Source organism: Alteromonas sp. KUL106, from assembly GCF_009811415.1.
Classification (GTDB): domain Bacteria; phylum Pseudomonadota; class Gammaproteobacteria; order Enterobacterales; family Alteromonadaceae; genus Alteromonas.
Window position 1 is genome coordinate 78,004 of record NZ_BLIG01000046.1, and the last position, 13,610, is coordinate 91,613.

Genomic DNA, 13,610 nt, shown 5'->3' on the forward strand with positions numbered 1-13,610 from the left:
ATTACAGTTCTACATTTTTATTAAGACCAATCGCCCTAGGCTACTGAGTTTACAAATTATTTATTGACCAAACGGTCAAGTTAATTTACTCATTATTATTATTCTCATTTCGTAGCGATTAGCTGGGTTTATTCTTGACACATACACGACTAATAAACAGCGTTTAATAAAAATCAGGTTTACCTATAATAATCACCTATTTATCATGTATTTAACAATTAAAAATAAACTTACCTATTGCAATAAATAACCTTAACTGATGAAATCACCTTATGAATCGTTAATTCATTTGGTCGTTTTTTTGACGAATCTCAGAATTGTAGCCACCGGAAGATGGATAATTTTTATCATTGCCGCCACTATCTGCGGTGCGGTGACCTATTTTCAAAATTTAGTTTCCTATAATTACATTGCACCACAAACCGGTCAACATTTAACCTGTACAACTGATTTGGTAGGAAATCCTGACATCTTTTCTGTATATGTGACCGACGGTAGAATTGCTGAAATGGCAAGAGAAAAACTGTGTAGTGATCAGATAATAAAGCGTCAGTATAGTGAGGTTAAAATAACAATCGGCCAAAGCGATTACGACACGTTTCGTTATATTAACCACGGCGTTGTTGATTTAGCGTTGGTAAAAAGTAATGTAGTCGACGCTTTCGGGGCCGATCAGATTTATGGCCTTACCGAAATTGCATCGCATCCTGATTATTCGGCATTCTTTATTGCTCTGCGGGAGAGACCAGAACTCAATAAAGAGTACCTTTTAGGCAAGCGCATTGGTTTACTCGACTATCCGAGCAGTCGCTCCGGCCACATCGTGCCCAAAACCATTATGCAAAACTTAGGTTTAAGCGACAGCAATGTCGATATCATTTATTACAGTTCCCACCAAGAGCTCAGGCGAGCGCTGCTTGCTGGTGATATCGATATAATTTCTTCCTACTGGGCGGAAGATGATAATAAAAAGTTCTCAAGAAACTATGCAACCCCTTTGCAGGAAAGTGTTAGCGGCATGAAGTGGTATCTTAAAATGCAAACGCAAAATACAGACCTGTTCTGTGCTATGCAATCAGTGGTTCACGATATTGCGATGTCTCACCCTAGGCCATATTACAAAACTATTACATTGGAAGAAGGGTGTAACTAATGGGTAATAAAAAATTTCAATTGAAGCATGCGCCCATCATTGCCCTAAATACGCTCGCATTAATAGTTGCGCTGCAGGTAGTGGCCGTCACTGCGCAATATTTTTCTCTCCAATCTTCTATACACAAAGCTATTGATAACGTAGAGCGACGCATCATCTTAGATAGTGCATTTTTAGATGTTGGCAATAAAACACTTAATACACCCGTGAATCAGTTTGCTATTTACCGTTACTTAGAGAGATTAAACGATACCCTCAAGCAAAAAGGTTATCCGATTTTAGTAAAGGGCGTACAGGGAATAGAAACGAATTCAGAAGACTTTTCATTATATTCCCATGCGATTTCATCTACGTTTATCAATGCAGAGCAAGAAATCACTGTCTCTCTGCGCAGCAAAACCGCATTTAGCTTATTAACTTTCAGTTGGGGCGCTTTTTTAGCTTCATTGCTAATGTCGCCATTATTCTCTATTACAAATAAAAATCCAGCGACAAAAGTGCTTGAAGAGGCTATCCCTCCTACTCCGAAACTTATTATAAATTTACAAGACAAAACCCTATCCAACGGTATTGACGACAAAGTGGTTACGCTTCAAAACAAACCATTATGCTTTTACACTGCGTTAGTGAAGTATTGTATTGAACATCCGGGTGAGCCACTTCCCCCTCATAAAGATGTACCACCGGAACTACTTGCACTTGCAAACAAAAGTTTTGGTCGACTTATCGAGCTTGGACATACCAAGCGTAAGCGACCCGATTTTAACGCGAATCTAGACAAGACATTAAGTGAAATAAGAGCTGCCCTTGACGAGGTGTTCTCATCATTCAACGAAGAGAAAGAAACGTATTACCCCCCTCGTGCACAGGGTGAGGGCTCTCGTTCCAAGCAACACTCTTTTGCTATACCGTTGGTTAAAGACGAGGATATAGAAATTATCGGTAATTAGGGCGTGTTGATCTTACTAAAAACTGACCAGTTGGAGAGCTTTTCATCATTTTTTGCAGGTTGCATAAATTGCCTGCAATACCTTGAAAATACAATAAAGTTCTAGCAAAGACCGATCCAAAAAAAGAGAACTTGTGAATATATCATTGATTCGCGAGGCCTAAACGCGTATCTTTGCACCAACAAAACCAGCTTTATAGTACTATGCAATCGCCACTTATTATTGCCATTTCTGGGGCTTCAGGCTCTGGGAAGTCTCTTTTTACAAAAAATTTGTTTAACGGCTTCAGTGCTCAGGGCCGCCCTGTTCAAGTGCTGCGCGAAGATCACTACTATCGTGCTCAAGATCACCTTCCCATGGAGCAGCGTGAGAAGAATAATTACGATCACCCGAATGCCTTTGAACACGAGCTATTAAAAGCACACTTGCAAGCCTTGCGTGAAGGTCAGCCGATTGACTACCCACATTACTGCTATAAAACGCATACCCGTTTACCTGAAACTGAGCGCCTTAATCCAGCCCCAGTGATCATTCTTGAGGGTATTATGTTGTTAGCACGAACAGATTTACTTCCTCTTTACGACGTAAAGATCTTCATTGATACCCCGCTAGATATTTGCTTGATGCGCCGGATGATGCGTGACCTCAAAGAGCGCGGTCGTAGCATTGAATCTGTCGCTAAACAGTACGAAGAAACTGTAAAGCCAATGTATCATCAATTTATCGAACCAAGCCGTTTCACTGCCGACGTAGTAGTGACACAAGGTGGTAAAAACCAAATTGCATTAGATGTGATCAAATCACACATTCAGCAAGCGCTTCTTTAAGGGAACATTAATATGGTGAGTTTACTGGGCATTGCAGTCCTACTGGCTATTGCCTTCGCTTTATCTTCAGCGAAACGCAGTATTAATTTGCGCACCGTGGGTGGCGCATTTGCTATTCAAGCATCGGTCGGCGCATTTGTCCTGTATTCTGAAACTGGTAAAGAAGTCTTGTTGGGCGCTACGAAGTTCGTCGCCAACATCATTGACTATAGCCAAGAAGGCATTAATTTCTTATTCGGCCCAATCGGCGACAAGTCGATCGCGTTTATTTTCGCGTTCAACGTACTTCCTGTTATCGTTTTCTTCTCTGCTCTCATTGCCGTGTTGTATCACCTTAAGGTGATGGGCGTTATCATCAAGGTTATCGGCGGCTTTTTACAAAAAGCACTTGGCACAAGTCGCCCAGAATCTATGTCCTCTGCCGCCAACATTTTTGTTGGACAAACCGAAGCGCCGCTTGTGGTTCGCCCTTTCATTCCTCATATGACAAGCTCTGAACTTTTCGCGATTATGGTCGGAGGCCTGGCGTCCATTGCGGGCTCAGTAATGGCCGGTTACGCCGGTATGGGTGTAGAGCTGAAATACTTACTGGCGGCCAGCTTTATGGCGGCGCCTGGTGGCTTACTAATGGCAAAAATAATGCTGCCAGAAACCAGTAAGCCCAATGAAGACTTAAATGACGTAGATGCGGAAGATACCGGCTACGCCAATGTATTTGATGCGGCTGCCAGTGGCGCTGCATCAGGCATGCAGCTTGCGTTAAACGTAGGTGCAATGCTACTTGCTTTCATAGCACTTATTGCCATGTTCAACGGCCTTATTGGCTGGACAGCTGGGCTATTCGGTTATGAAAACGTGACGTTTGAAGGGATCCTGGGTTATGTACTTCAACCTCTTGCATGGGCAATCGGCGTACCATGGGAAGAAGCACAACTTGCAGGCAGCTTTATTGGCCAGAAAATGGTAGTCAACGAGTTTGTTGCTTACCTAAATTTCTTGGAGAACCAATCACAGCTGTCTGAAGCATCTCAGGCCATTATCACCTTTGCACTTTGTGGTTTTGCAAACTTCTCTTCTATCGCTATTTTGATGGGTGGAATTGGTGCTATGGCACCAACACGCAGAAAAGAAATTGCGAGACTGGGGTTAAAAGCTGTTATCGCTGCAACGCTATCAAACTTAATGAGTGCCGCACTTGCGGGCTTTTACCTCTCTCTTGGTTAAATTTCATTAATTTGGACCAGTTGGTCAAGATTTTACTAGACTAACTGGTCAGGTTTATGTAAATTACGCGCCAATTCATCGCGGGGTTGATTTGTATCAATTTCTGCGACTTTTTTCTGTAGCCCGTCTACCTTTATAATGCCGCAGTCAAAATATACGGGATAAAGTTATGCAATTAGTTGCTGTTGATTACCAAGCGGAAAACGCTCAAGAAGAATTCGTGAAGTCGCTTCGCGAGACAGGGTTTGGTGTTTTGAAAAATCACCCTATCCAGCAGTCATTGGTTCAAGGTATTTACGACAATTGGCAGGGCTTCTTCGATAGTGAAGAGAAGAATGATTACCTGTACAACAAAGGCAAACAAGACGGCTTTTTTCCTCAGAGCGTTTCTGAGGTAGCTAAAGGCTTTACGAAAAAAGATATTAAAGAATATTACCATTTCTATCCGTGGGGTCAGTGTCCAGACGCACTACGTCCACAGATTTCTCAGTATTATGAGGAAGCGAACACGCTAGCGAAAGAGCTATTGGGTTGGATAGAAACACATTCTCCTTCACAGGTGAGCGATAAGTACAGTCAACCGCTAGGTGACATGATCAAAGATTCTGATCAAACCTTACTGCGTATACTGCACTACCCGCCACTAAAAGGTGATGAAGAAGTAGATGCAATTCGCGCTGCTGCTCACGAAGATATTAATCTCATTACTATCTTACCAGCAGCTAATGAGCCCGGGTTGCAAGTACAAGCTAAAGACGGTAGTTGGATTGAAGTTCCTTGTGATTTCGGGAACTTGATTGTGAATATTGGCGACATGCTTCAAGAAGCATCAGGCGGATATTTCCCATCAACTACTCATAGGGTTGTAAACCCAGATGGCGCTGATATGACGAAATCTCGTATTTCACTGCCATTATTTTTACACCCTAGACCGGATGTTGTTCTTTCAGAACGTCATACCGCAGGGTCATACCTGCAAGAGCGCCTTCGTGAGCTGGGCGTTATATAAATTAAGTTCCTTTTGTAGTGTTATTCTTTTGCCGCAGCTAGTCTGCGGCTTTTTTTTAGCTGCTCGCCAGGGTAGCCAATTTTGATGAATAGCGCTGTTTTTCTTGTTCGTTAGGCGAGTGGGTAACCGCACGCTTGAGATAGCGCTGGGCTTCACTAATATCTCCTAATTCGTGAAACGCTTTTGCCATACCAAATAGTATTTCATGACGACTGTTGTCTAGTTTGAGACCACGTTCGTAATGACTTATTGCTAACTCAACATCGCCGGAATCAAAGGCCTGCTCACCTAAAATATAGTGATAGAAAGGGTTGTTTTTACGCTTCGCTTCCACCATTTGCGTAATACGAGACGCTTCATCATCTCTGTCTTGATAAGTATAAAGAATAGATAAGTTCTCCCACGCGGTTAGATGATCGTCGTTGAGCGCCAGCGCATGTTTGTAGGCTATCTCAGCTTGGTCATATTCATCAACCATGCGGTAAAGAACGCCTAAATTTACCCAGCTCTGCTGCAATTCCGGCGATAGCTTTGCTGCTGCACGAAAATAACTATAAGCTCGCGTATATCTGTTGGCCACTAACGCATCGGCCCCCTTATTGTTGTAGTACATAGATATCACCTTGTTCATAGACACGGCTTTTCTCGGAAAATAATTTCGTATCATCTGAGGGTCGAAATCCACATCAGCCCACGTCCCGCCAACAGCCGCTATCACCCCGTCGTTGGGCACTGATATTCGCAAATTAATATGCCCATTAAGCAGACTATATCCCTCTCGACGAGTCCAGTATTCGGGAATATCTACTTCGTAGAACGTCGCATTGAGACCTACATGGTCAGCAAGCGCATAGGTCATTATTGATAACGAAAGACAATTTGCTGCACGATTATTAAAGGTGGTATCTGCGTTAGTGTTAGCACTGTTTCGATAAAACATACCGCGGTCTGCATGGTCGAAAATTGCCTTTACCAAGCCTTTTACGTTTTTCTTTAAAAGGCTTTTCTCGAAAACCGCTTTTTCTGCAAATCGTTGTGCTTCTTCACCTAAAAAGAAGATCTCTTCCGGTGTTTCGACGGGGAACAAACGATAAGTAGGAAACAGACTATCGTTCAATAACGGGGGGGCAGTGTCTGCTGTTGGTGTGTCAGTAGACTTACATGCGCCTACAGCAAAACAGAACATTGCTATGGCTATAACTCGAGCATTCATTACAGGCACCTTTGTTGTGTACTCGATACAATAAGTATAGCCGCCCGCGTTAATTTTACATTTTATTTACATCTCGATTTTGTATTGATTCACCGCAAAACTTCATTAATCCACGTTTCCATTGCCGATGACGTCTCGTTCAAGGTTAAGGAAAGTTAATCATCAAATATTTCATTTTTACCGTAACCATTAACACTTCAGTAACGCTCGATAACTGAATGGTGCGGTAAGTAAGTCGAGAGCCAATAAATTCGTTGTAAATTTTTAATCATGTATAGGAAATAGTATGAAAAAATTAATGAGTGCGTTTGTTGTTATGCTTTTTAGCGCTTCTGTATTCGCTGGGCATCACAAAGATACCGAAAAAATGGACATAGTAGATACTGCTGCTGGAAATAGCATGTTCTCTACCCTAGTCACCGCAGTGAAGTCTGCTGACCTCGTATCAACCTTGAAAGGCGATGGCCCGTTTACGGTGTTTGCACCCACTGATGAAGCATTCGCAGCACTCCCCGCTGGGACCATCGATATGCTTTTGAAGCCAGAAAATAAGCAGACGCTTGTTAAGATACTTACCTATCATGTGGTAGCAGGTAAAGTAACGGCAGAAGACGTATCAACGCTTTCTTCTGCGACGACGGTAGAAGGAAGCGATGTGAAGGTTTCAAGTGGTATGGGTCATGTCATGATCAACAATGCGAAGGTGGTCAAGGCCGATATTATGACGAGCAATGGCGTAATTCATGTTATCGACACCGTGCTATTGCCCGCAGACGTCGCTGCTGCGCTCTAATAATCAATAACTAACGAAGCACTGATACGTCAGTGCTTTCGTTTAAAAAACCCGATCCTACCTCTCATACCTCACGTACATATTCTCGCTTTAAACGCTAAAACCAACCTTTAACCTTACTTCTTAATTATTATGAAACGGAGTTCTTATGTTTTCAGTGTATAGCTATAGTATTGCGGGTCTACTCGTGATTTGTTTGACCGTCTTTATTCAAAATATCGTCGCAGCAGTCGCGCACAGAAAACAGTCAACTTATGTTCCGGGTAAAGTAAGCGAAGAATTAAGTCACGACAGTTTTGTTTTTAGAAGTCATAGAACCTTTCATAATTCTTTAGAAAACGTCCATCAATTTACCCTTCCGGCTTTATTTTGTATGTTTTTGGGTGCATCTACCGGCATATTAGCCGCGCTTATTTGGGTATATGCACTATGCCGAATTATTCATATGGCACTTTACTATGCTATTGCGACTGAAAAGAATCCGAGTCCAAGAAGCTATTTCTATATGCTTGGCGTTATTTGTAATGTCGCTGTTTTCATTCTCGCATTTTCTCAATTGTTTGCGTAAATCCACGCCGATAATTTGGCAACTAGCGAAATGTTAAAATATTCAACTTATGATTAATCCACAATTGACGATGACAGGAGTAATGTGTGCAGTAGAGGGTTAACCTTCACGTAGGAGTGAATGTGTATATTGAACGGGTTGGCGATCGTACTTTAGATGACTGCAAAGTATTGATTGTCGACGACCAAGCGAGCAGCAGGCTTGTGCTTGAAACATTACTTGAAGATATCGTATCTTGCATTTCCGTTAATTCGGGACAAGAAGCCATTGATTACTGTAAGTTTCGCACACCCGACTTAATCTTAATGGACGTTTCTATGCCCGGATTAGATGGTCATGAAACAACCGCGCTGTTAAGAAAAAAACCTTCGCTTGCAAACATTCCTATTATATTTGTCACCTCCTCTAGTACCGATGAAGAAGAGAGTAGATGCTGGAATTCAGGGTGCGTAGACTTCGTTATGAAGCCGGTGAACGCGTGTACCTTGCGCAATCGGGTTAAGTCACACCTCAACCATAAGTTAAGGTATGATTTACTTGAAAAGCTTATTTATATCGACAAGCTAACCGGTGCGTATAACCGACATTACCTTGATGACTACCTTCCAAGGCTCGTAAAAGACGGGCTTCGCAACGTTTGTCCCCTTTCCTTGATCATTTTCGATGTGGATTATTTCAAATTATACAACGATATGTACGGCCATTTAGATGGTGATAGCTGTCTGTGGAAAGTGAGTAAGACCATTAGTGAAGCATTGCTAAGGCCCATGGATAAGCTTGTAAGAATTGGAGGAGAAGAATTTCTGGTGATTCTGCCTAATACAGATTTAGAGGGCGCTAAATTAGTAACAGAAAGGTTACTCACCACTATTTACGATCTAAATTTGCCCCATGCAGCATCCGAATACGAACGCGTTACATTGAGCGCAGGGTTAGCGGTTAAAAATGCAGATGACAACAAAACCATCGACTACGTGATGCTAGAAGCAGACAAAAATTTATACTTAGCAAAAACCTCTGGCCGAAACCAATTGAAAATGCCGGCTTTAACGAAAAGCTCATAAGTCCTTGTATTTTTTTTGTTACCCGCCAAGCCCGATTAAAACGACAGACAAATCGGTAGCGAAACGTATGGTAACGCTCAACAAGCTTTAGCCTAGCTGATACTTCCCCACCGCTTTAGTATGTAAAAGCGCCTCCAAAGAATCGTCTGGAGTAATACCTAATTCATTCAATTGTGCAAAAAATAACTGCAAAGTCGCCAACGCGTCATCTAATGCGTTGTGGGCCGGAAATGCAGGTAAATCTAAACGCTGTCGGCATACAGTCAGCGTCGCACTATTATTCGGTAGCACCTGATGTTGCTTATTTAACTGGTACAACGCCAGTTGCAAGGTATCAATATACGTAATCTCTATTTGAGGAAGTTGGCATCGCTTAAACGCACTGTTCAATGCCATGAGATCGAGCCTCGCGTTATGGAACAACAAAATATGTTTATCGCACAGCCGCAACAGCGCTGTCAGCCCGTCTTTTAAATCCTCACCTTCTGACAAAATATCTTGCGTCAATCCATGAATAACGGGGCTTTGCCCCAAGTCAGCGTTCGTTTTAATAATGTGATAGCCGCCAGAAGAAAGTGAAATTCGCCCGGCTTTACCCACCACATAACCAATTGAAGTTATTTGCGATGTGGAAGCATCTAAAGACGTGAGTTCTAAGTCCAAGGCCGCAAAAGAGGTATCGCGAACACGCTTGCTTCGTAGGTCATGTCTAAACTTATTTCTGCCGAACATTGCCGATGCAAAAGCCTGAATACATTGTTTCATCATCGCAATCAGCTTATACCACCAGAAAATTTCATCACCATGGCTTGATTAGTACGATCAATCGCTTTAAAGGCCGCCTTTAACTGGTGCTTTTCTATCGAAGATAGCATTGATACGGATACTCTGTTATCCGTCACTTTATTATCTAACTGATGACGCCAGCGCAAACGATTTAAGAAAAGCCAGATATCTCTAAGATTAGCCGCATCTCGCTTAGAAAGCTGAGAGCTTGAAGACAGCGCTTCTAGACGAGCGAGCGTGTTAGGCAGCAATATGCCGTCTGCAAGCGCATAGATTCGGGCAATATTATTAATCAGTGCGACTGCTCGGGTTTTAAGATCGATCACATCCTTTTCCTTACGCTTGTCGTTTTTAGCTTTTTCGTAAATAAACTTCTGAAACATCGATAATGGAACCGAGATCTCATTACTGTGCCTGGCTAATGCGGCCAAAAACATCTTTTGCTGCATTAAAGGCGCTCTGCGCTTTTGTAATTGCTTAAACAAACTGACATCACCAGCCGCACATCGAACATCTAAGAAAATATTGAAGTGCATAATGGCATCTTTTGTAGGCGCTTTGACCCATTGCTTGGCCTCTTCTACCGCCTCTTCCAGCGACAAACGAAGCGCAGGATTACTGGCCATGATGTTGCCATCACACAATTTTATACCGCATTTTGCTAGTCCGTTACAGACATACTCAGCCATTGCAGCAAAGTAGTCTGCCTGGGACTGAGAAGGGCGATTCGCGAGCAACAAACCGTTATCTTGATCAGATCCCATGGTTTGATCTTCCCGAGCCTGAGAACCATAAACCAACCAGGCAAACATCATCGGCGCTTTACCGTTACTCTGCTGGAAAAAACCGACTCTGCTGGAAAAAACCGATCAACTTTCGGGTCATAATGTCTGTTGCCTGAGACAAGATTTTACCCGCAATATCGTAATCGCCCGCTTTTTTGGCGTGCGCTGAGAAATAGTGGGGTAGTTGCCAAGAAAGCCGGGTTAACTCATACAAACTTTCTGCTTTACTCAATTCGCCAATAATGAAAAGCACGTTCCCTCGTTGGTGACGAATAATATCACTTGCTGTAATCATCCCTAATGGCACAAGCGATTGATGATCGATAACGGGCAAATGATGGATATTTCGTTCGGTCATTAGTGCTAACGCATCAAATAATGTTCGGTTTCCCGTTATTTGTGCAGGGTTAGGCGTCATTATGCGGTCAACCGATAACGACGTATCTAAAGAGGTGGCAACCACTCTAGACCGAAGATCTCGGTCGGTGACAATACCAATAAGTTTATCTTCATTCGTGACAAGTAGTGACGACACCTTTTTATTTGTCATCAGCTGCGCTGCCGCAGATATAGAGGTGCCTTGCGCCACTGAAACAGGCGATTTTTCTATAACGTCCCGAAGACCTTTATATAACCACATTGAGTTGGTATCAGAGATTGCATGATTTTGCAGGGCGTTATTTCGAAGCCCATCAAAGAAATGGTGTATCGCCGTTTCTTCCAGTAATGGTTCAATCGCTGATGCATCAAAACGATACACTAACCCCGGACTATCCACACTAACGCTTAATGGAAAGGACCGTTTTTCTATAATACTCGTATAGCCGAAGTAATCCCCTTCACTTAAATGGCGTAGAGGAGCATCCGAATCTTGCACAGAAAATTGACCACTTTGAATTAAAAAAAGTGCTGGGTAGCCTTGCTGGAGTTCACCTACGTTATCAGCCGTAACGTAAATCAGTTCTGCGTGTTTCACTAACTGGAGCTTCTGATCGCTATCGAGCGTGTCGAATGGCGCCGACGTATCAAGAAAATCTTCAACTTGTTTAGCTATTGCAGTCATGGGCTTCATCCAATAGTGGGAATTGTTATACCAAAAGAAAAAACCAACCTACTCACTTTCGCCAATAGGTTGGTTTCATTTAGCTATCGCCTATCTTAAGGCTGCGTCAGGTTAGTGAGCTGAAGCTTCTCCTGCGCCTTTTGGATAGCGAATACTTTCAACTAGCTCTTGGATTTCTTCAGGCGCTTCATCGGTCGCTTTGAACACAAGGAAAGCCACGATAAAGTTAACCATCATACCCAAAGTACCGATACCTTCAGGTGAGATACCGAACCACCAGTTGTCAGGCGTATTAGCCGCGGGGTTTACAAATTTGAAGTAAATAATGTAAGCCGCCGTAAACGCTATACCTGAAATCATCCCCGCAATTGCACCTTTATCATTCATTCGCTTGCTAAAGATACCCATAATAATAGCAGGGAAGAAACTGGAAGCCGCTAAGCCGAAGGCAAAAGCCACCACCTGCGCTACGAAGCCGGGCGGATTGATACCGAAGTAGCCTGCGATAACAATTGCGACCCCCGCTGCAAGCCGTGCATACATAAGCTCCGCTTTATCAGTGATGTTAGGCATAAAGTTTCGCTTCAACAAATCGTGTGACACCGATGTTGAAATAACCAGCAGTAAGCCCGCAGATGTGGACAGGGCTGCTGCCACACCACCGGCTGCCACCAGCGCTATTACCCATGCGGGTAGGTTCGCAATTTCTGGGTTGGCTAATACCATGATGTCGCGGTCAACCTTCATCTCGTTGCGTTCATCACCCGAATAGAACATCTTGCCATCGCCATTTTTGTCTTCAAAAACGATAAGCCCGGTTTGTTCCCAATTTTTAATCCACGACGGCGCTTCTTCATAGCTTGTACCCGTCATCTCTGAACCATTGATGGTTTCAATCATGTTTACGCGAGCGAATGCCGCAAGCGAAGGTGCTGTGGTATACAAGATTGCGATGAATGCCAATGCATAACCAGCAGATTTACGCGCATCATGAACTTTAGGTACAGTGAAAAAGCGAACAATGACGTGAGGAAGACCAGCAGTCCCTACCATCAGCGCGAACGTAATAAAGAATACGTCTATGGTACTTTTTGTACCTGATGTGTATTCGTTAAAACCAAGTTCGACGGACAAATTGTCGAGTTTTTGCAGCATGTGCATCCCCGAACCATCTGCAAGGGTAGCCCCAAATCCGGTTTGCGGCAGAATGTGACCTGTGACCATCATAGAGATGAATACCGCGGGTACGATATAGGCGAAAATCATGACGCAGTATTGCGCGACCTGGGTATAGGTAATACCTTTCATGCCGCCAAGCACAGTGTAGAAGAACACAATAACCATACCGATTACTACGCCTGCTACAATATCGACTTCTAAGAAGCGACTGAATACAACCCCTACACCACGCATCTGGCCAGCGACATAGGTGAAGCAAACAAAGATTGCACAGAATACGGCAACCGTACGTGCAGTTTGTGAGTAGTAACGGTCACCAATAAAATCAGGCACCGTGAATTTACCGAATTTACGTAGGTAAGGCGCTAAACACAGCGCTAATAGCACATAGCCGCCCGTCCATCCCATCAGGTAAACGGCGCCGTCATAACCCATAAACGAGATGAGACCTGCCATCGAAATAAACGATGCTGCCGACATCCAATCTGCTGCAGTAGCCATACCATTCATGACTGGAGGTACGCCGCCACCAGCAACATAGAAATCGTTTGTCGAGCCTGCGCGAGCCCAAATTGCAATTGCGATGTAGAGCGCAAATGACGCGCCAACAATAATAAACGTTAACATTTGAACGTCCATGATTTACTCCTCATCTACGCCGTAGCGTTTGTCCATGGCGTTCATCTTCGCCATGTAGACAAAGATCAATGCAACAAATACGTAAATAGAGCCCTGTTGTGCAAACCAGAAGCCTAATTTAAAGCCAAAAAATTGGATTTCATTTAAGATATCGACAAAGATAATGCCGGCGCCAAATGATACGATAAACCAAATGACTAAGAGCTTAGCGAGTAGAGCGAGGTTTTCGCTCCAATACGCTCTCTTATCATCTTCGTTTCTAAATGCCATAGTTTCACCCTCACACCAGGTTAATTGATTGTTATGATTTTACATATTCCTAACGCCCGGCTTTACTCACGTTGTTGCTGCTAAAAT

12 protein-coding genes and 1 pseudogene are annotated in these 13,610 nt (G+C 43.2%); 8 read left to right on the forward strand and 5 right to left on the reverse strand.

Annotated features, from left to right (window positions below; all coding sequences use genetic code 11):
- Positions 1–301: 301 nt before the first annotated feature.
- From GVO63_RS15795 to GVO63_RS15815, 5 genes are all read left to right on the forward strand, one after another.
- A complete protein-coding gene (locus tag GVO63_RS15795) occupies positions 302–1,153 on the forward strand; it encodes a hypothetical protein (protein WP_236552180.1) in 852 nt (283 codons plus the stop codon).
- A complete protein-coding gene (locus GVO63_RS15800) occupies positions 1,153–2,103 on the forward strand; it encodes a hypothetical protein (RefSeq protein WP_159581200.1) in 951 nt (316 codons plus the stop codon). The genes GVO63_RS15795 and GVO63_RS15800 overlap by 1 nt, the downstream gene beginning before the upstream one ends.
- A gap of 203 nt (positions 2,104–2,306) precedes the next feature.
- A complete protein-coding gene (udk, locus tag GVO63_RS15805; protein ID WP_105930445.1) occupies positions 2,307–2,930 on the forward strand; it encodes a uridine kinase in 624 nt (207 codons plus the stop codon).
- Between the two features lie 12 nt (positions 2,931–2,942).
- On the forward strand, positions 2,943–4,154 hold the full coding sequence (locus GVO63_RS15810) for a NupC/NupG family nucleoside CNT transporter (RefSeq protein ID WP_159494703.1): 1,212 nt from the start codon (positions 2,943–2,945) through the stop codon (positions 4,152–4,154).
- A 169-nt stretch (positions 4,155–4,323) separates the two neighbouring features.
- The gene (locus tag GVO63_RS15815) at positions 4,324–5,163 is read left to right on the forward strand and encodes an isopenicillin N synthase family oxygenase (protein ID WP_159581202.1); all 840 of its coding nucleotides are present in this window, start codon (positions 4,324–4,326) and stop codon (positions 5,161–5,163) included.
- 55 nt (positions 5,164–5,218) lie between these two features.
- Here the strand turns inward: GVO63_RS15815 and GVO63_RS15820 are convergent, their stop codons facing one another.
- On the reverse strand, positions 5,219–6,376 hold the full coding sequence (locus tag GVO63_RS15820; protein ID WP_159494705.1) for a lipopolysaccharide assembly protein LapB: 1,158 nt from the start codon (positions 6,374–6,376) through the stop codon (positions 5,219–5,221).
- 286 nt (positions 6,377–6,662) lie between these two features.
- Here GVO63_RS15820 and GVO63_RS15825 point away from each other — a divergent pair, with 286 nt between their 5' ends.
- From GVO63_RS15825 to GVO63_RS15835, 3 genes are all read left to right on the forward strand, one after another.
- Positions 6,663–7,169, forward strand: coding sequence for a fasciclin domain-containing protein (locus GVO63_RS15825; protein ID WP_159581204.1), 507 nt, complete (start codon positions 6,663–6,665; stop codon positions 7,167–7,169).
- A gap of 148 nt (positions 7,170–7,317) precedes the next feature.
- Positions 7,318–7,737: an MAPEG family protein gene (locus GVO63_RS15830; RefSeq protein WP_159581206.1), complete on the forward strand. Its 420-nt coding sequence runs from the start codon at positions 7,318–7,320 to the stop codon at positions 7,735–7,737.
- A gap of 122 nt (positions 7,738–7,859) precedes the next feature.
- Entirely contained in the window at positions 7,860–8,801 is a 942-nt protein-coding gene (locus GVO63_RS15835; RefSeq protein ID WP_159581208.1) for a diguanylate cyclase, read from the forward strand.
- Between the two features lie 87 nt (positions 8,802–8,888).
- Here the strand turns inward: GVO63_RS15835 and GVO63_RS15840 are convergent, their stop codons facing one another.
- The 4 genes and pseudogenes from GVO63_RS15840 to GVO63_RS15855 all read right to left on the reverse strand — a co-directional run bounded on the left by GVO63_RS15840 (position 8,889) and on the right by GVO63_RS15855 (position 13,523).
- A complete protein-coding gene (locus tag GVO63_RS15840; protein WP_159581210.1) occupies positions 8,889–9,569 on the reverse strand; it encodes a 3'-5' exonuclease in 681 nt (226 codons plus the stop codon).
- Positions 9,570–9,574: 5 nt separating this feature from the next.
- Positions 9,575–11,435 (reverse strand): annotated as a pseudogene (locus GVO63_RS15845) (DUF294 nucleotidyltransferase-like domain-containing protein).
- A 111-nt stretch (positions 11,436–11,546) separates the two neighbouring features.
- Entirely contained in the window at positions 11,547–13,253 is a 1,707-nt protein-coding gene (locus tag GVO63_RS15850) for a sodium:solute symporter family protein (protein ID WP_159494711.1), read from the reverse strand.
- Positions 13,254–13,256: 3 nt separating this feature from the next.
- The gene (locus GVO63_RS15855; protein ID WP_159494712.1) at positions 13,257–13,523 is read right to left on the reverse strand and encodes a DUF4212 domain-containing protein; all 267 of its coding nucleotides are present in this window, start codon (positions 13,521–13,523) and stop codon (positions 13,257–13,259) included.
- Positions 13,524–13,610 lie beyond the last annotated feature (87 nt).

Coding starts and splice junctions, on each gene's coding strand:
- GVO63_RS15810 (WP_159494703.1), top strand. CDS start 2,943: ATGGTGAGTTTACTGGGCATTGCAGTCCTACTGGCTATTGCCTTCGCT.
- GVO63_RS15815 (WP_159581202.1), top strand. CDS start 4,324: ATGCAATTAGTTGCTGTTGATTACCAAGCGGAAAACGCTCAAGAAGAA.
- GVO63_RS15850 (WP_159494711.1), bottom strand. CDS start 13,253: ATGGACGTTCAAATGTTAACGTTTATTATTGTTGGCGCGTCATTTGCG.
- GVO63_RS15840 (WP_159581210.1), bottom strand. CDS start 9,569: ATGATGAAACAATGTATTCAGGCTTTTGCATCGGCAATGTTCGGCAGA.
- GVO63_RS15855 (WP_159494712.1), bottom strand. CDS start 13,523: ATGGCATTTAGAAACGAAGATGATAAGAGAGCGTATTGGAGCGAAAAC.
- udk (WP_105930445.1), top strand. CDS start 2,307: ATGCAATCGCCACTTATTATTGCCATTTCTGGGGCTTCAGGCTCTGGG.
- GVO63_RS15825 (WP_159581204.1), top strand. CDS start 6,663: ATGAAAAAATTAATGAGTGCGTTTGTTGTTATGCTTTTTAGCGCTTCT.
- GVO63_RS15820 (WP_159494705.1), bottom strand. CDS start 6,376: ATGAATGCTCGAGTTATAGCCATAGCAATGTTCTGTTTTGCTGTAGGC.
- GVO63_RS15830 (WP_159581206.1), top strand. CDS start 7,318: ATGTTTTCAGTGTATAGCTATAGTATTGCGGGTCTACTCGTGATTTGT.
- GVO63_RS15800 (WP_159581200.1), top strand. CDS start 1,153: ATGGGTAATAAAAAATTTCAATTGAAGCATGCGCCCATCATTGCCCTA.